At 66.8% G+C, this 16,835-nt stretch carries 13 protein-coding genes; 7 read left to right on the top strand and 6 right to left on the bottom strand.

Going from position 1 to position 16,835, the window contains the following annotated elements:
• Positions 1-42: 42 nt before the first annotated feature.
• Both ERC79_RS11200 and ERC79_RS11195 read right to left on the bottom strand, forming a co-directional pair.
• Positions 43-1,644 carry a glycosyltransferase family 39 protein gene (locus ERC79_RS11200; protein WP_131581019.1) on the bottom strand — a complete coding sequence of 534 codons (1,602 nt, stop codon included), beginning with the start codon at positions 1,642-1,644 and terminating at the stop codon, positions 43-45.
• 134 nt (positions 1,645-1,778) lie between these two features.
• The gene (locus ERC79_RS11195; RefSeq protein WP_242676821.1) at positions 1,779-3,572 is read right to left on the bottom strand and encodes a hypothetical protein; all 1,794 of its coding nucleotides are present in this window, start codon (positions 3,570-3,572) and stop codon (positions 1,779-1,781) included.
• A gap of 581 nt (positions 3,573-4,153) precedes the next feature.
• On the opposite strand from ERC79_RS11195, the gene ERC79_RS11190 reads away from it, so the two are divergent.
• Both ERC79_RS11190 and ERC79_RS11185 read left to right on the top strand, forming a co-directional pair.
• Positions 4,154-5,746, top strand: coding sequence for a hypothetical protein (locus tag ERC79_RS11190; protein WP_131578168.1), 1,593 nt, complete (start codon positions 4,154-4,156; stop codon positions 5,744-5,746).
• The gene (locus tag ERC79_RS11185) at positions 5,743-7,305 is read left to right on the top strand and encodes a glycosyltransferase (RefSeq protein ID WP_131578166.1); all 1,563 of its coding nucleotides are present in this window, start codon (positions 5,743-5,745) and stop codon (positions 7,303-7,305) included. Before ERC79_RS11190 ends, ERC79_RS11185 begins: the two co-directional genes overlap by 4 nt.
• An 81-nt stretch (positions 7,306-7,386) precedes the next feature.
• Here the strand turns inward: ERC79_RS11185 and ERC79_RS11180 are convergent, their stop codons facing one another.
• From ERC79_RS11180 to ERC79_RS11165, 4 genes are all read right to left on the bottom strand, one after another.
• Complete coding sequence (locus ERC79_RS11180; protein ID WP_131581017.1) at positions 7,387-8,445, bottom strand: cellulase family glycosylhydrolase; 1,059 nt, start codon at positions 8,443-8,445, stop codon at positions 7,387-7,389.
• 144 nt (positions 8,446-8,589) lie between these two features.
• Positions 8,590-9,321, bottom strand: coding sequence for an amino acid ABC transporter ATP-binding protein (locus tag ERC79_RS11175; RefSeq protein ID WP_131578164.1), 732 nt, complete (start codon positions 9,319-9,321; stop codon positions 8,590-8,592).
• Positions 9,322-9,325: 4 nt separating this feature from the next.
• Positions 9,326-11,128 (bottom strand): ABC transporter substrate-binding protein/permease, encoded by a 1,803-nt coding sequence (locus tag ERC79_RS11170; protein WP_131578163.1) that lies wholly within the window; start codon positions 11,126-11,128, stop codon positions 9,326-9,328.
• A gap of 14 nt (positions 11,129-11,142) precedes the next feature.
• A complete protein-coding gene (locus tag ERC79_RS11165; RefSeq protein ID WP_131578161.1) occupies positions 11,143-11,937 on the bottom strand; it encodes an LLM class F420-dependent oxidoreductase in 795 nt (264 codons plus the stop codon).
• Between the two features lie 140 nt (positions 11,938-12,077).
• Between ERC79_RS11165 and ERC79_RS11160 the strand changes: the two genes are divergently transcribed.
• From ERC79_RS11160 to ERC79_RS11140, 5 genes are read left to right on the top strand one after another with little or no spacing between them, the layout of a single operon-like run.
• Complete coding sequence (locus ERC79_RS11160) at positions 12,078-12,842, top strand: GntR family transcriptional regulator (protein WP_131578160.1); 765 nt, start codon at positions 12,078-12,080, stop codon at positions 12,840-12,842.
• Entirely contained in the window at positions 12,839-13,276 is a 438-nt protein-coding gene (locus ERC79_RS11155; RefSeq protein WP_131578158.1) for a phosphonate C-P lyase system protein PhnG, read from the top strand. Before ERC79_RS11160 ends, ERC79_RS11155 begins: the two co-directional genes overlap by 4 nt.
• The gene (gene phnH / locus ERC79_RS11150) at positions 13,276-13,860 is read left to right on the top strand and encodes a phosphonate C-P lyase system protein PhnH (RefSeq protein WP_131578157.1); all 585 of its coding nucleotides are present in this window, start codon (positions 13,276-13,278) and stop codon (positions 13,858-13,860) included. Before ERC79_RS11155 ends, phnH begins: the two co-directional genes overlap by 1 nt.
• A 1-nt stretch (position 13,861) precedes the next feature.
• The gene (locus ERC79_RS11145; protein ID WP_131578155.1) at positions 13,862-14,986 is read left to right on the top strand and encodes a carbon-phosphorus lyase complex subunit PhnI; all 1,125 of its coding nucleotides are present in this window, start codon (positions 13,862-13,864) and stop codon (positions 14,984-14,986) included.
• Positions 14,986-16,833 carry an alpha-D-ribose 1-methylphosphonate 5-phosphate C-P-lyase PhnJ gene (locus tag ERC79_RS11140; RefSeq protein ID WP_131578154.1) on the top strand — a complete coding sequence of 616 codons (1,848 nt, stop codon included), beginning with the start codon at positions 14,986-14,988 and terminating at the stop codon, positions 16,831-16,833. The genes ERC79_RS11145 and ERC79_RS11140 overlap by 1 nt, the downstream gene beginning before the upstream one ends.
• The last annotated feature ends 2 nt before the right edge of the window (positions 16,834-16,835 follow it).

The following is a 16,835-nucleotide window of genomic DNA, read 5'->3' as shown; positions in this document are numbered from 1 at the left end:
GAACGACCGGACAACGGGGGTTGGAGGTTGCGTGTCTGCTGGTCAGCCGCCCGGAGTGAGCTGTCCGGTGACCCGGTACAGTCGCCACATCTCCGGCTCGGTGCCGCCGTCGTTGCGCATCTCGAGAACCAGGGCCCCGACGCCGCCGGAGCCGGTCTCGAACATCGTCGGGTAGCGCCGGTTGACCGCGTCGGCGATGCCGCGCTTGGTGTTCGGCACGGCGAGAATGTACTGCACGCCGTGCCCCGCCGGGTCGTCGAGAATCTTCGTGAAGTCGGTGTCCGAGGTGATGACGAACTGCTTCGGATTGTTCGACGCCGTCACCACCGCGAACCCCTCGACGGTGTCGAGCAGCACGGAGCCGTCGGGCAGATTCAGGGCGTCGAGATACTCGGCGATGCGCCGCTCGGCCCCGAAGGTGCGCAGGATCGCGAGTTCGGCGGGGTCCTGCCTGCCGGGGACTATTGCGCTGGCGATCGAGTGTTCGAGCGCAGCCAGGCGGGCGTTACCCATCGCAACGGTCGTGATCGCGGTCGAACCCACCAGCATGGACACCGCGAGCGCGACCAGCGGCGACGGTCCCGGATTCGGCGGGATAGGCCGCGGGGGCGGCGCCGCGTGGCCGGGTCGGTGCGAGATCACCGGCGCACGGCTCGGGGCGAGCAGCACGACGAGCACGAACGCCAACGGGATGATCGTGATGTAGAAGCGCAGGAACGGAAACGTCGAATCCATCAGGTACAGAAGCGATTGGGTGCCCAGCACCGAACCGAAGAGCGCGACCGGAACCAGAATCTCGGCGTCGCGCCGGCGGATCGCGAGGATGGCCGCGGCGAGGAGCAGCACCGGCAATGCCGGTGCCAGAACTGCCATCTCGGAGAGCGAGAACAGCGCCCGCTCGACTGCGGTGGTGGTGTTTCCCCCGGCCTGTTCGAGAATCGCGCTGTTGCCGTAGACCGACGAGAACTGTTGGAACGCCGTGCCGGTGATCAACCAGCTCGTGAGTGACCATGCGACGAACGCGGCGACACCCGGGGCCACCACGAGTGCGACGTCGATGGCGGCCGCCCACCAGCTGTCGCCCCGCGCCGGCTGCGCCGTCGGTCGGTACCGCAGCAGGCTGATCAGGCCCACCAGGGCTCCGGCCACGAACATCGGGGCGATCGCGTCGTATCGGGTGAGGTATGCGAGGGCGAGCGCCAGCCCCGCGGTGATCAGGTCGTGCACGCCGTCGCTGCGGATCCATCGGATCAGCCGTCGTACCGCCCAGCACACGAAGAACAGGAACGGCGCCTCGCTCATGCCATTGGCCGCGTACATCACGATCATCGGGTTGAGCGCGAAGAGCGCCGTCAGCACCACCACCAGTACGGTCGAGCAGCCGCGGTCGCGGGCGATGCCGCGGACCTGGATCACAGTGCCTGCCATGAACGGCGCCGACATCGCCACCGCGGTCAGGTTCCAGCGCAACAACTCTGGCCACCAGTGTCCGAGGAAGCCGAGTGGCAGCTGCGCGAACGCGGTCAGCGGGGTGAACACGAAGCCGATCGCGGCCAGGTGCGGGTCGCGGCTGAGCAGCACTCCGGACACGGCAGCGACGCGAGAGAGCGAGTCGGTGAAGATGAAGCCGATCCCGAGGTTCATCCACACGCCCACAGCAAGGTAGGCGGCGGTGATCACCGTGAACAGTGCCCAGGGCTTACGTGGCGCCCGGCTCTGCGCTGCGCCCTGGAGCCCGGCGGGAGGAATCCCCGCTGGGCGCCGGGGCGTCGTGGACGTCACGACCTCCGTCGGCGCAACCACACCGCCGCACCGACCACGAGCACGGCGAGCGCCGCGGTGCCCACTGCGATAGCTGCGACGGTCCCGGCACCGATGCCCGAATCGTTCTGGTCCTCGGCCTGTGCGGTGACATCGGTGACCCGAACGCCGATCGCGAAGGGCTGGGCGTCCCGCGGTCCGATCAGGACGTCGCCGGTGAGTTTCGGGAACCGCGCCGGGTCGGCATCGAGCCAGCCCAACAGTGCGTCGAGGTCGCCCGGCGCGCCGTTCGACGACGCCAGCACCACCGTGCGGTTACCCGTCTCGAGAACCTGGACCGAGCCGTACGGCGTGCTACCGGTGACGCCTCGCAGCGCCAGTAGTGCCGGGTCGGCCGATCGCAGCGGCTGGTCCACGGATGGCGGAACGTTGCCGTCGGCGGCGATCAGGATGGCAGGCAGGGTGCCCGTCGCCGCCTCGGTGAGCGGGCGAACCCGCGGCTGCAATGGCAGATAGCTGGCGCGCTGCATCTGGACCAGCAGGCGGTTGGCGCGCACGAGGTCGGCGAGGTTGTTGCCGCCGAGTCCGACGTCGACGGTGGGCAGCATGGTTTGCGGCAGCGAGGCGAATCCGCCTGGCAGCGGCGGCGTCGCCAGCCGCGACGAGATGGTGCTGCGCGGGTCGACCGTCAGAGACGACGCGTCGCTGGTGCCGCATTGGAAGTCGCCGGTGATATCGAGCGCCACCGTGAGGGTCATGTAGCGCGAGAGCAGGTTGTTCGGGACGTTTGCGTGGACGTCGAACTTGCCCGACGAGTCGAGCCCAGCGCTCGCGAGCTGCATGCTGCCGAGGCTGACCGTGAGGATGCCGCTGCGCGATGTCGGCAACGGGACATACGTGCCCAACAGGTGTGCGGACAGGTCGCGGATGGGACGGCCCAACTGCGTCTGGTTGATCTCGATCGGCACCTCGATGTGATTGAGACCCGACGCGGTGAGCGAACCGATGTTCAGCTGGTCGAACGACACGACGTCCTGCGCCACTTCGGGCACTCTTTTGTCCGGTGTCGCGATCGCCCGGCTCGCCGCCGCGTAGCCGTCGAGGTTCGCAATGAACAGGTCGACCTGCGAGGACAGGGCCGTGTCACTGCCCGTGAGGCGCAGCAGCGGCATCCCCGACGGCGTGTTCTGCAGGCCGATCCCCGCCGGCTCCCCGTCACCGAGGACGATGCTGCGCTCGAAGAGCGCGGGCGCGGGGTCGGGTAGCACGCCGCCGGCCGGTAGCGCGGTCAGTTCGATGCGGGTGGACTGGGCGCCGTAGTGGTTGGCGATCGACGTGCTGAGCTTCAGCGCGGCGTTCTGCTGCGCCTGCGACGCGTCGTCCGCGACGTGGATCGTGAGCTTGCGCAGGATCGGCGGCAGGAACTCCGCCGGGGAGGACGGCTGCTTCTCGACGCCGTCGTAGATCACGGCGGCGTCACGCAGTGTCATCGGTGCGAACTGACTGCGGTCATAGCACCGGTTGTCTATCGGAATGTAGTGACTCGCGATCGACAGTGTGACGGTGCGATCCACCACCCTGAGCCCGTCCAGCGGTACCTGCAGTGGGATGCCGGCTTCGGTCGCGGCGGGGATCTCGAGACGCTGCACGGTCCGTCCGTCGGAGCGGATCTCGAGCCAACCTTCACGGAAGTCCATTGGGGTCGAAAGGGTTCCGGTGAGGCGCTGCGCATTCAGTCCGTCCGGCACGGGAAGTGCGACAACGACGGGCGTCGAGTCCGATGTGAGCTCGAGCTCTGGACTGCGCCCCAACTCGGACAACGTAACTGACTGTCCGGTAACAACTGTCGGACCCACGGTCTCCTGCGCGGTGGCGATCGCGGCGGTTGGGACAAGTGACGCAATCGTGACAAGTGTGGCTGTCGCGAACGTTGCGACTGTTCGTCGTCGTGGCGTGTGGCGGCGCGCCTCCGCAGCGGTCCCCATGCAGTCTCCCGTGTTGTGCTTCTCCGTCAGCTACCGGCCTCCGGTCGACGAGTGGATCGACGCCGGTCGGCTGAACGAAGCAAAAGGGACTCGAATCCCTTTGCACGCAACAGTGGTCCATCCGGACCGGCAACAGCGCTAACCTTCGCTCGACGCAATCTAACCATGACAAGTCGTCAAACGAACGTTTGAAAATTGATCTTTCATCTGTGTAGTTCCGGTGGGGTTCGTCGGCACACATCGCGGATCGCTACGGTTGACCGTACCCGCGCGCTGACGATGGTCCAAGATAGTTGAGAGAAACAGGTCGGTATGGCCAGAGTGCTCGCCGGTCACGGAATCGTCACGACCACACATCTGTTCGATATTTTCTCTGTTCGACTTCTTCGACGGGAAGGGAATCCGAAATGACGCGAGCCACTCCGGGTGTCGACCCCTCATCCGTCCACGATGCGGCGGCCGACGAGGTGCCGAGCAGTTCAGCCCTGCAGGCCGAAGCCACGCCCGTCGAACTCGAGAGTCGTCCGGACACAAGTGGGTTCGTACGATCTACGAGCTTCTCGATCACGGCTCGGTGGGTGGTGATCGGGCTCAGCTCGCTGGGTGCGTTCTGGCCGTCGGTGGTGCGCACCGCCGAGGACCTGCGCGGTGGCGACCTGCTGGGCTACATCTTCGTGATGCCATTCCTCGCAGCCGTCGCGGCCATCGGCATCGCACGCCGCCGCACCGGTGAACTCCCGATCCACGACCGTCAGATCGACAGCATCGTCGGCGGCATGGGAATGGTGCTCGCGGTCGCCGTCCAGTGGTTGCTGCTGCCCCGCTACGCCGAGCAGTTCAGTCTCTTGCGGATCGATCTGCTGTCGTGGTTGTTGTTCGTCGTCAGCGCCGCAGTCCTGCTCTTCGGGCTCCGACCCGTCGGTCGTTTCTGGCCGGTATGGCTGATGGTCGTGGTCATCGCGCCCCTCCCCTATCGGATGGTTGTCGTGATGCTGGGCGGCCAGTCGCAGCACGTGAGCGTCGTGCTGATATTCCTCGCCGCCGCAGCAGTCGCGATCGCGGTGGGGCGGACCCGTCGCCGGGGCGTCATCGGTGCCATCGCGACCGTCGTCGTCGGGATCGCGGGACTGGTGTTCATCTGGTTCGTCTTCCCCGACGCGCCGCGTCCGGTCGTGCAGTTCGTGCCGGCGGGGGTAGCCGCGGTGACCGTGGGCCTCGGCATGTACCTGCAGCACGGGTACCTGTTCAGCGACCGGCGTGCCGCGTACTCGGTAGCGCCGAGACGGCCCACCGCGGTCGGATCCGGCCTCGTCCGTTCCGGGCTGGTAGTTGTGGCGGTCGCGGTCCTGCTGTCCTTCTTTCCGCTGCCCGACCCGCCGTCCACGGTCATCGCTCAGGGTCCGCCGAGAATCAGTCTCCAGCTCACCGTCCCGAACGGATGGAAGCAGGAGAACGAGGAGCAGTTCGATTGGGCCGACCGGTTCTTCGGGCGGCACGCGACACTTGTCCGGCAGACGATCGTCGCGAACGACGGCAACTCCGATTGGGATGCGCAGTCGCGTCCGCGCCGGGTCGTGATCGACACGCTCGATACCTGGCGTCCAGCGTCTCTCACGGTGTACCCCACCGACACGCTCTATCGGCTCACCGACGCACGGCGCAGCCCCGCCGTCCCGGTGGATCTGGGACACGGCGTACAGGGCGAACTGTCCACGATCGTCGACGAGAATGCCCTGCTGACGTGGAGTCTGCTTTCGTTCACGTGGATGCGCGGAGGATTGGCTCAGCGCGTCAACCTCATCACCGTCGACGACCACCGGCCCGACGCGATTTTCCCGCAGCCCCGGCCGTCGATGGCGTCCGACGTGACGAACACGCTCAATGTCCTGTTCCGGGGCAACGCCGTCACGGTCGACGAAAACCCGCAGTACAAGGATCTCGACATGCTCACCGTCCTCGGGACGCAGCTGGTGGACGCGCAGTGGAAGGTGGACCAGTGACCGTCGACAAGTCGGAGAAGGCCACCGACGCGTTCAAGGCCGCGGCACTGCAGGACGCCGTCGACGGGCTGCGCGAGCGCCATCCCTTGGCGTCGGCATCGGTCGCGTTCGTACCGTGGCAGCGTAACCTCGGCATCGCCCTGGTGCTGATCGCCGGAGTGTGCGTCGCATTCTTCCCGATCGGGACGATCACGGTGCTCACGGCGGTCTGCACTGTCGCCTACGTCGCGACGATGATCGACCGGCTGATCATCTTCGGGCGGGGACTCGACCGGGACGCGATCGTCACCGTCACCGACGAGCAGGCGCGGGCGATACCGGATGACGAACTGCCGACGTACACGATCCTCGTGCCCGCGTACGACGAGACCGAGGTGATCTACGACCTCGTAGCGGGCATGACGGCAATCGAGTATCCCCGTGCGAAGTTGCAGGTCCTTCTGCTGCTCGAGGAGGACGATTTCGGCACCGTCGAGGCCGCGAAGGACGCGATCGCCGTGCCGGGTGGTGAGATCGTCACAGTGCTTCTGGTGCCGGCCGCGCAGCCACGCACCAAGCCCAAGGCATGCAACTACGGTCTGCACTTCGCCACCGGCGAGATCGTCACCATCTATGACGCCGAGGACAAGCCGGACCCGTTGCAGCTGCGTCGGGTGGTTGCGACGTTCGAGCGTCAGCCAGACGATGTCGCGTGTGTACAGGCCAAGCTCGCGTACGACAACGGCCGCCAGAATCTGCTCACCGGCTGGTTCACCGCCGAATATGCGGTGTGGTTCAACTTCCTGCTGCCCGGTCTGATGAAGTCTCGGTCGCCGATTCCGTTGGGTGGCACGTCGAATCACCTCCAGCGTTGGGTGCTCGACGAGATCGGTGCGTGGGACCCGCACAACGTCACCGAGGACGCCGATCTGGGTGTGCGTATCGCCGCGTCCGGGTACTCGACTGCGGTGCTCGACTCGACCACCATCGAGGAGGCCAACAGCGATCCGATCAACTGGATTCGGCAGCGGTCCCGTTGGTACAAGGGATATCTACAGTCGTGGCTGGTACACGTCCGCCGGCCGGTGCAGGCATGGAAGGCCTTGGGGCCGATCAGTTTCATCCGGTTCACGCTGCTGCTCGCCGGCACCCCGATCATTGCGTGCCTGAACCTCGTGTTCTGGTTCATCACGCTGACGTGGCTGCTCGGCCAGCCGTTGATCGTGGCAGAGGTGTTCCCGCCGTACATCTACTACGGCGCGCTGATCTCGCTCGTGTTCGGCAATGCCGCCGCGATCTACATGAACGTCGTCGGGTGCCGTGAGAGCGGCAACACGCACCTGCTGCTGGCCTGCATCACCGTGCCGATCTACTGGCTGATGATGAGTATTGCCGCCGCCAAGGGGTGCTGGCAGCTGCTGCGTAACCCTTCGTACTGGGAGAAGACCTTTCACGGTCTCGGAACGCCGAACACCTCGGGTCCGGCCTCGCCTGGTCCGGCTGCGGACCGGGCGCCGGATCCCGGCGCCACGAGCGAAACGGGTGAAACGGGTGAAACGGCACCAGTCCGCACTCCCTGACCCCCGCGTTCTGCGCACTTGTCGTTGATTCTTGCGCCTTCGATCAGCGATGGGTGCGCAAAACGCGGAGGGGCGGACTGGTCAGCCGACCGTGTTGAACCCGGCCATCAGCGGGAACAGTGGGTCCTCGACCCCGACGTCCATCGTGCACTCGTTCGGCCGGGGGTCCGGTACGAACGCCCACAGCAGTGCGCCGGCGGTGCCGGCGGCGCGCTGGCCGGTGATCTTCTGGCCAATGCTCGACGCGCGTGCCGGCAAGGTCTTGCACGAACCGGCCAGCTCACCGATCTCCGCCACCACCAACGGTTTTCCGGCCGCCTCGGCCTGATCGATCCGGCGCGCCAGACCGTTCCACTGGTCGCCGGGCAGTGCGATGCCGTCGGCGCCGTAGTCGTGATACTGCACGAAGTCGACGTTGTCCGACTCGCTGACGTATTGGTAGTCGTCGCCACCGGTTCCGCACTGGCCGCCGCCGATCAGACCGGCAGTGATGAGATGGTCGGGCGCGATCGACTTGATCTCGGCGCCGGCTTCCTCCATGAAGTCACGCAGCACCTGCGCGGCGTCCGTCGGGCAGGTGCGCACCCACCAGTCGCAGTTCCCGTTCACGCACTCGCCGGGATCCGGTTCGCCCACCAGCTCCCAGGCCGCGACCACGGGCGAGTCCTTCCACCGCTCCACCGCGGTCTGGACCCAGTCCTCGAACGTGAGCCGGGTGCCGTCCTGGTCGTCGGTTTTCCAGCCGCCCACGTACCACTGACGGTCCTTGAACTCTTCGTTCTCACAGGCACCGTCCTGTGCCGACAGGACCGGGATGATCATCTGATCGTGGGCCTCGGCCTCTGCGAAGACCGCGTCCATCGCTGTGAAGTCGATTTCGCCGGTGTACTTGTTCGTAGCGAGTTCCTGGAACGCGTTGAAACGCGTCAGCGAATGCGGGGGCAGCGAGTCGAAATAGCTGGGCAGATCGACCATTGCGCCGCAACCGCGGTTGACGGCCCAGTTGGTCGACAGTTGGTAGGCGTTGAATCCCGCGGGCCACCACTTCTCCCCGTCCAGTCGCAGGCCGTCCACCGATGCCGTCACGCGACCCTCGGAGGCGGGAGCGGGGGGCAGCCCCGCTCCGCAGTTGGCAAGCATTACCACCGACAGCACACCTATCAGTAGCCATCGCAATCTCGGTGACCTGTTCAGAACTGCCTCGTTTCCTCAGGGCGTGGTCTCCGGACAGAATTGGAAGGTCCACCGATCGACCACGACGCTCGGCCCCAACTGAGCATCACACTAGAGAACTTCGGACAGAAATGTCTGCAGTCTGGGCGTCGACGGTCTGTCGAACATTTGGTAGGGAATGCCGGACTCGACGACGACACCGCGATCCATGAACACCACAGTGTCCGACACCGATCGCGCGAATCCCATCTCGTGGGTCACCACCACCATCGTCATACCGCCCTTCGCGAGGTCGGCCATCAATGCCAGTATGCCCTTGACGAGTTCGGGATCGAGCGCCGAAGTTGCTTCGTCGAAGAACATCACCTGCGGCTTCATCGCGAGCGCCCGGGCGATCGCGACGCGTTGTTGCTGCCCGCCGGAGAGGTTGCCCGGACGGGAATCAGCCTTGTGCACCAGCCCCACCAGTTCGAGCTGTTCGAGCGCGAGTTCTCGCGCCGCGTCCCTCGACAGCTTTCGCAGCTTGCGAGGACCGAGCGCGATGTTGTCGGCGACGGTCCGGTGCGGAAACAGATTGAAGTGCTGAAACACCATTCCGATCCGTTGCCGCAGCCGGTCCGGGTTGTCCTGCAACACCGAACGGCCATCGAGGAGGATGTCGCCCTCGTTCGGTTCGTGCAGCCGGTTGAGGACGCGTAGCAGGGTCGACTTGCCGGAGCCGGACGGCCCGATCACCGTGACGGTCTTGCCGGCGTCGACGTGCAGGTCCACCCCACGCAGCACCTTGTTGGTGCCGAACGCCAGATGCAGCCCGGTTCCGGTGAGTGAGACGGAATCGTTCACGCCATCAGCCCCTCTCCACGACGATCGCCTGATCGAGTTCGTCGAGCGTGCCCGACGTGTCCGCCCGTCCGGTCCGCAGGCGCCGATCGATGAAGTTCACCAGGTGCGTCAGCGGGATCGTGAGTGCCAGGTAGAAAAGACCGGCGGCCACCAGCGGCGACAGGTTTCCGGTCTGGGCGTTGAGATCGCGGCCCACGGCGAACAGTTCGCGCTGGGTGACCAGCAGGCCGAGGAAGTAGATCAGCGACGAATCCTTGATCAGAGAGATGAACTGGTTCATCAGCGCCGGAAGCACCCGCCGCACACCCTGGGGGATCACGACCAGTGTCATCGAACGCCGGTACGAGAAACCCAGAGCGCGAGCCGCCTCCATCTGCCCGGGTTCGACACTCTGAATCCCGGAACGGAAGATCTCGCCGATGTACGCGGCGGCCAGCAGGGACAGCGCCACGGCACCCAGCCAATACGGATTGTTGCCGGTGAGGCCCTTCACCACCGGACCGAGACCGAGGCCGACGAGCAGAATGATCACCACCGCCGGAAGACCGCGGAAGATGTCGGTGTAGACCCGGGCGGGCCAGCGCAGCCAGCGGGTCCGGGAAATCCCCGCGACCGCGAGCAGCATGCCGAGGGCGGTGCCGGCGACAGCCGATGCCACGGCCAGGATCAGAGTGTTCGGCAGACCGGTGCGCAGTAGGTCCGGAAAGGCGCGTTTGTACAGCTCCCAGTCGAAGAACGATTCCCCGAGCTGCTGCAGCGTCGATTTCGGTTGCGCAGCAGCTACTTCAGTACCCTTAGTCGGCTCCGCCGCGATGGCGGCGAAGTCGGGCAGCTGTGGCTCCGGTGCGGCCTTGCTACCCGGCTTCCAGCCCGCGGGTAGTTCCCGCGGCACCCAGTCCGAGTAGAGCTGCGACCACGTCCCGTCGGCGATCACTGAATCGAGCCCGGCGTTGAGCGCGTCGATCAGCGGCTGGTGATCCTTCGCGACCGCCCAACCCACATAGTTGTTGAGGCTGAACGTGTTCTGCACGATCGATGCGGGATCTCCCGGTGTGATCGCGCCCTGCGCCTGCTGCGACGGTGCCACCCATGCATCGATCTGCCCGGTCTTCAGATTCGCGTACGCGGTGTTGAAGTCCGGGAACTTCACCGGGTCGAGTCCGAGGGTGCGCACGACGTAGTCGTCCTGCACGGTCCCTTGCACGACACCGATGCGCGTCGATGAGTCGAGATCCGAGAAGCCTTTGATCACACTGCCGTTCGGCACCACCAGAGCGAAATAGCCGAAGTCGTAGCCATTGGTGAATCCGACCAGTTCGCGGCGGGCATCGGTGGTGGTGATCGACGACGACCCCACGTCGAAGCGGTGGCCCGCCACCTGTGCCAGGAGTCCCGCGAAGTCGGTCCCGACGAACTCCACCTGCAGCCCGATCTTCGTGGCAACCGCCCGTAGCAGTTCGTTGTCGAAGCCGGTGAAGACGTTCTGCGAGTTGACGCAGATGCTCGGCGGTGCGTCGGAAAGCGTGCCGACGGTGAGTGTGCCGGGCGTGACGAGGCCCAGCTTTGCGGGATCGATCGTGCTGAGCGGCAGCGTGCCGGGCGTCGTGTACTTGTCCTCGGCGGCGGCCGCGGCAGCCGAGTCCAGGTTGCCCGGCAGCGCGGTGGCACTGTCGAGTCCGGGCGGAGCGCACAGGTCACCGGCCGATTCGTCGTGCCCCGGCGAGCACCCCGCGAGGAGGAGCGCGAGCAGCACTGCCGTCAGCACCCCCGTCACCGCCCCGGATCGGGAAGCGGTGACGGTGGACATCGGACTGCTGGGGCCTACGCGAGGCCGGACAACTGCGGTGGGGTGTATTCGTCGCGCCAGGTGAGGGCTTCATGCAGCGTCGTGAGGTCGTAGTCGGGGCCGCTCGAGTTCACCGTGAACAACGTGACCCCGGCATCGACGTACGCCGCTGCCAGGTCGGTGCCCGGCCACCATGTCGAACGTTCGATCTTGTGCGGATCGCGCTGGACGACACCGCAGTGCTCGCCGAGGATCGCGGACTTGCGGACGAACTCGTCCCGTTCGCCGAATCCGTGCCAGATGTCGGCGTACTCGGCGACCAGACGCAGCGTCTTCTTCTCGCCGCTACCGCCGATCAGGATCGGAATATCTCGGGTGGGAGCCGGATTGAGCCTCCCGAGGCGGGAGGTGATGCGGGGTAGGTACTCCCCCAGCAGCTTGATCCGGGATCCGGGAGTGCCGAACTCATAGCCGTAAGCGTCGTAGTCCATTTCGAACCACCCGGCGCCGATACCGAGGATCAGTCGTCCACCGCTGATGTGGTCGACGGTACGGGCCATGTCGGCCAGCAGGTCAGGATTGCGGTATCCGGCGCAACTGACCAGCGCGCCGATCTCGACCCGTTCGGTCTGTTCGGCCCACGCCCCGAGCATTGTCCAGCACTCGAAGTGCGCACCCGCGTGATCGCCGTACAGGGGAAAGAAGTGGTCCCAGTTGAAGACGATGTCGGCGCCGGCCTCCTCGGCGCGCAGCACGGCGTCGCGGATCATGCCGTATTCGGGTGCGTGCTGGGGCTGCAACTGGATGCCGATTCGCACGGGACGGATCATCTGCCGCACTCCTTCGAGGTGGATAGCCGACACAGCCACGGTAGCCCGAGCCGACAACTTGCACTTTCGTTCAGCAGTGTTTCCCCTGCGGTTACCGTCACCGCAGTTGTCCGTACAACCCGGATCGCAACAGTATGGTCATGACCGAATCTCGGTACCGTGACATTGCGGACGTGCTGGAACGCGAGATCGCAGACCTGCCGCCCGGAACACGACTCGACAGCGAACATGCGCTGATGAAGCGGTTCGGGGTGGGGCGATCCGCCGCCCGCAGCGCGGTGCAGGAGTTGGAACGGCGCCTGCGCGTTCGCCGGATCCAAGGCTCCGGCACGTTCGTCAGCGAACGGATCGACTACGTCATCTCCCGCGACCGCCGACCTTCCTGGCACCGGACGGTGCGAGAGGCGGGCGGGGTGCCGCGAACGGTCGTCCTCGACCACCGTGTCGCCCCGCTCGAACCGGACTGCGCGAGCCTGCTCGAGGTTCCGGTCGGCACACCGGCGCACCGCCTGGTCCGATCCAGCTACATCGACGACATGATCGCCGCATTCAGTTTCGAATGGATCACTCATGATGCGATCCCGGATCTCTCGGTCGGAATGCGCGTGGAGGAATCGCTGGACGAGGTGCTGCGGCAGATGGGGCACGTGCATTCGGTCCGGTCCTGGTGCCGGACCGCATCCGACATCCCGCCCGCCGACGTCCAGGCGCGGCTCGAGCTCACGACGGCGGTGCCGGTGTGGGTGGTCGAGTCGGTCAACCGGGACATCGACAGCGGCGTGGCACTCACCTACAGCAAGTCCTGGATGCGCGGTGACTCCGTCCGAGTCGTGATGGAGATCGGTGAACCGGCCGCCCGCTTCAGCGTCACCCCGAACGAAACGAAAGAGGTTGTACCGCAGTGATAGCCCACGAATACAGTCGCGAGCGAGTCGCCGAGCTTCTGGCCGACGCGCCGGAAGACGAACTCGTCGACCTCGCCGATGCTTGTCTGGCCGACGGCATCGAGCTCGCGGTCCTCACGGCGCCGGAGGTCGGATCGGTGGCCGCCCAGGTGCGCGAGCCCATCGCTCACGACCACTTCTTCCTCGGCGATGTGCTGGCCTGCCGTGCGGAGGTGAGTCTCGGCGGCGTCCGCGGGTGGGCGATGCGGCTGGGCGACAACCGCTCCGCCACCCTCGCCGCCGCGATCTGCGACGCGGAGATCGTCGCCGAACGGCCGCAGGCTGTGCGAGTCCTCGAGCTGTGTGCCCGCGTCGAGGAGATCCGCCGACTCGCCGAGGCCGACGAGTGGGCACAGCTGGCCCCGACCATCGTCCAGTTCGAGGAGTTGACCTGATGACCGAGACTCTCACCGCCACTGCGCTGTGCGCGGGCCTGAACCCGGACCTGGCGCAGCGGGTGTACCGCGCGATCGTGGACGCCTTTGCCCGGCCCGGGATTCCGGTGACGTTGCCCGACACCGCCTTCCCTCCGGTGCTGCTGCCCACGCTCGCGCTTGCGGATCTCGAGACCGGCGTACACCTACTGGGTGCGGGCGAGTGGGACGCGGTGGTTGCCGTCGCGACCGCCGCGCCGACCGTCGACCTCGAGGATGCCCGGTTTGTCACCGCCGTTCGGCGACCGACCGCGGAGGAGTTCGGGTCTGTCACGGTGGGAACCCCGCTGAGCCCGGAGTCGGGCGCGACCGTGATCTGTGCGGTGGACGCTCTGACCGGTGGCGACACCGTCGAGCTCACCGGACCGGGGGTGCGCGGCTCCGTCGGGTTCGCGCCCACCGGATTCGATCCCGCGCTGTGGACGGTTCGGAACCGGCTCGTCGCTGGCTTTCCCGCCGGGATCGACCTGCTGTTCGTCGCACTAGACGGAGGACTCGTCGGCCTTCCCCGCACCACCGTCGTCGCCACCGGAAAGGCTAATTGAGATGGGATATTCGGGAGCACGCGGCGGGCTGGACGCCATCCTCGCCGCCGAGTCCCTGGTCCGCGGGGCCAGGAACCAGGACCCCGCACCGTGGCTGACCACGGAGCAGATCACCGGCCGCATGCGGCTGGCCGTGGACCGGGTGATGGGTGAGGGCAGTCTCTATCACGAGGAGACGGCGGCGGATGCGTTGCGTCAGGCAGAGGGCGACGTCATCGAGGCCACCCACCTGGTCCGCGCACACCAGTCGACGTTGCCGCGGCTGGCGGTGAGCGAGCCGATCGACCCGGACGAGATGGTGGTTCTGCGGCGCATCGTGCCCGCGCACCGCACGCCCGACGGCCCCCAGCTGCTGGGCCGGACCAGTGATTACACCGGCCGGATCCTCGACCGGAACGCGGGACCGGACGGGTCGACGGTGACCGAGAACGAGGTCGACCGCGCCGAACGCGATCTCTCGCAACGACATCCGCGCAGATTCTCCGAGATGCTGCGGGAGATGGACCTGATGGTCGACAGCCGACCGGTCGACGGCCAGCTCCCGGAGTCTCCCTTCGACCTCTCGCGCCACCCGGCCCGGCCCCCGGCCCCTCGCTCGGCGATCCTGGCCAGCATGGCCCGCGCCGAGACCGGGTCGCTCATCGGTACCTGGTACCGCTCGATCCTCGGACCTGAGGGCAACATCCACGAGGTCACCCTCGGCGAGGTTCGGCACGGCAGGCTGCCGTTGCGGGTAACGCATCCGCATACCGGGAAGCCGTTGCAGCTCGGATACATTCGTGCCTCCGAGTGCGAGGCGATCGAGGATCTCGATGGGCCGGACGAGGACCGCGGCCGGTTCGACGTCGGCTACGGACTCTGCTTCGGCCACAACGAGCGCAAGGCGATCGCGATGGCGAACCTCGACATCGCGTGCCGGCGATTCGGCGACGCGGACGGGCTCGAGCAGGTGCTGCTGCTCACCACCGACGGCCTCGATTCGTGTGGCTTCCTCGAGCACCTCAAGTTGCCGCATTACGTGACGTTCCGGTCGATGATCGACCGCAAGCGGGCCGTCCGCGGCGTCGACGGCGGTATCGACGAGATCGCCGAGCGGCACACCGAACCCATCGGAAGGACCTGCTGATGACCATCACCGACACCCGCGAAGCCACCACCACGGTGGCGGCACTCGGATCCCTCGACGACGGTGCCCACGTGCGCGGCATCCTCGACGAGGGTTCCAAGCGGGAGATCCGGCGAGCCACTCTCGCCGCAGTCTGCGTCCCCGGCTACCAGGTGCCCTTCGGGTCCCGCGAGATGCCGGTCGCTCGTGGCTGGGGCTCCGGAGGACTGCAGGTCACTCTCGGACTGCTCGGGACCGACGACACCGTCAAGGTCATCGACCAGGGTGACGACGACGGCGTCAACGCCACCAATCTGCGCCGGCTGATCGTCGCCAGCGAACGCTGCGAGCAGACCCAGGACACCCGTGAGTGCACGGTGGTGCAGAGCCGACACCGGATTCCCGAGGAGCCGCTTGTGGAGGGCCAAACCCTGGTGCTCCAGGTTCCGGTCGCGGAACCGCTTCGTGGCGTGGAGAAGTCGGTGCGCGAATGCGCCCGCATGCACGCGGAGGCGGACTACTCGACGATCTGGGTGAGCCTTTACGAGGACCTGGTGCGCAACGGTGTCGTCACCAAGACCACCGGCTACCCCGTCCTCGTGAACGGCCGGTACGTCATGATCACCACCCCGATCCCCCGCTGGGACGTGCCGCGACTGGACAACTCCCCGCACCTGTCGCTGTTCGGCGCGGGTCGGGAGAAGCGCATCTTCGCGGTCCCGCCGTACACCGACGTACAGCCGCTCACCTTCGACGACGTCCCGTTCGAGGTGGAGGGCGAGGCTGAACAGCGCTGCCACCGTTGTGGTTCGGCGGATACCTTCCTCGTCGAGGCGCCGGGAGGCCGCACTGCGTGCAGTGACGTCGAGTGGTGCACCCGCACCCTCGACGGCGATGTGGACGCGTCGTGGCACACCGAGCACGCCCCGCTACGGTTCCTCCCGGACCCCGCTCAGCGGGTGCGTTCCGCGGCGTCCGCGACTCGTCGCGATCCCGGCGAGCTCGAGGCCCGTCCCGTTCCCGCGACCGCGGAGGGCTGGACGCTGGCGGTGCGCGGTGTCGGCAAGGTGCACGGCCCGGGCGGCGCCGACGCGGTGCCGGGCACCGGTCCGGACGCCGGCACGGCAATCAGTCCCCGCACCGGCGCGGTGGTGGCGGCGTGGGACGTGCATTTCGACGTCGCCCCCGGCGAGGCGCTCGGTCTGATCGGCGAGTCCGGTTCCGGCAAGTCCACGGTGCTGCGTTGCTTGGTCGGTGAGGAGACCGCCACCGCAGGTTCGATGTTCCTGACCACGGTCGGTGACGGCCGCACCGATGTGTTCGGGCTCGATGCCACCGCCCGCCGGGCGCTGCGAGTCGACACGCTGGGTCTGGTGCACCAGAACCCGGCGGACGGATTGACGATGACCGTGTCGGCCGGTGGCAACATCGCCGAACGGCTCACCGCCGCAGGATGGCGCAACTATCACGAGATCCGCGACCGCGCCGCCTATCTGCTGGAGAAGGTGGAGGTGCCGCTGGATCGGATGGACGACCCGGTGCAGACCTTCTCCGGCGGCATGCGTCAGCGCGTGCAGATCGCCAAGGCGCTCGCGACCGACCCGCGGGTGCTGCTGCTCGACGAGCCGACCACTGGACTCGACGCGTCCGTCGCCGCCGGCGTACTGGATTTGCTGCGCAAACTCCTTGCGGAGCGGGACACGGCGGCGGTTGTGGTCAGCCACGATTTCGCGGTCATCGAGGCGCTGACTGATCGCTGCCTGGTGATGAACGTCGGCCGGGTGGTCGAGTCCGGCCTGACCGACCAGCTCTTCCAGGACCCGCACCACCCCTACACCCAGCGGCTCGTCGCCGCGGCACGAAGGTGAGC

It is taken from the genome of Rhodococcus sp. ABRD24 (genome assembly GCF_004328705.1).
Classification (GTDB): domain Bacteria; phylum Actinomycetota; class Actinomycetes; order Mycobacteriales; family Mycobacteriaceae; genus Prescottella.
This window is presented reverse-complemented; position numbering and strand designations above follow the sequence as displayed.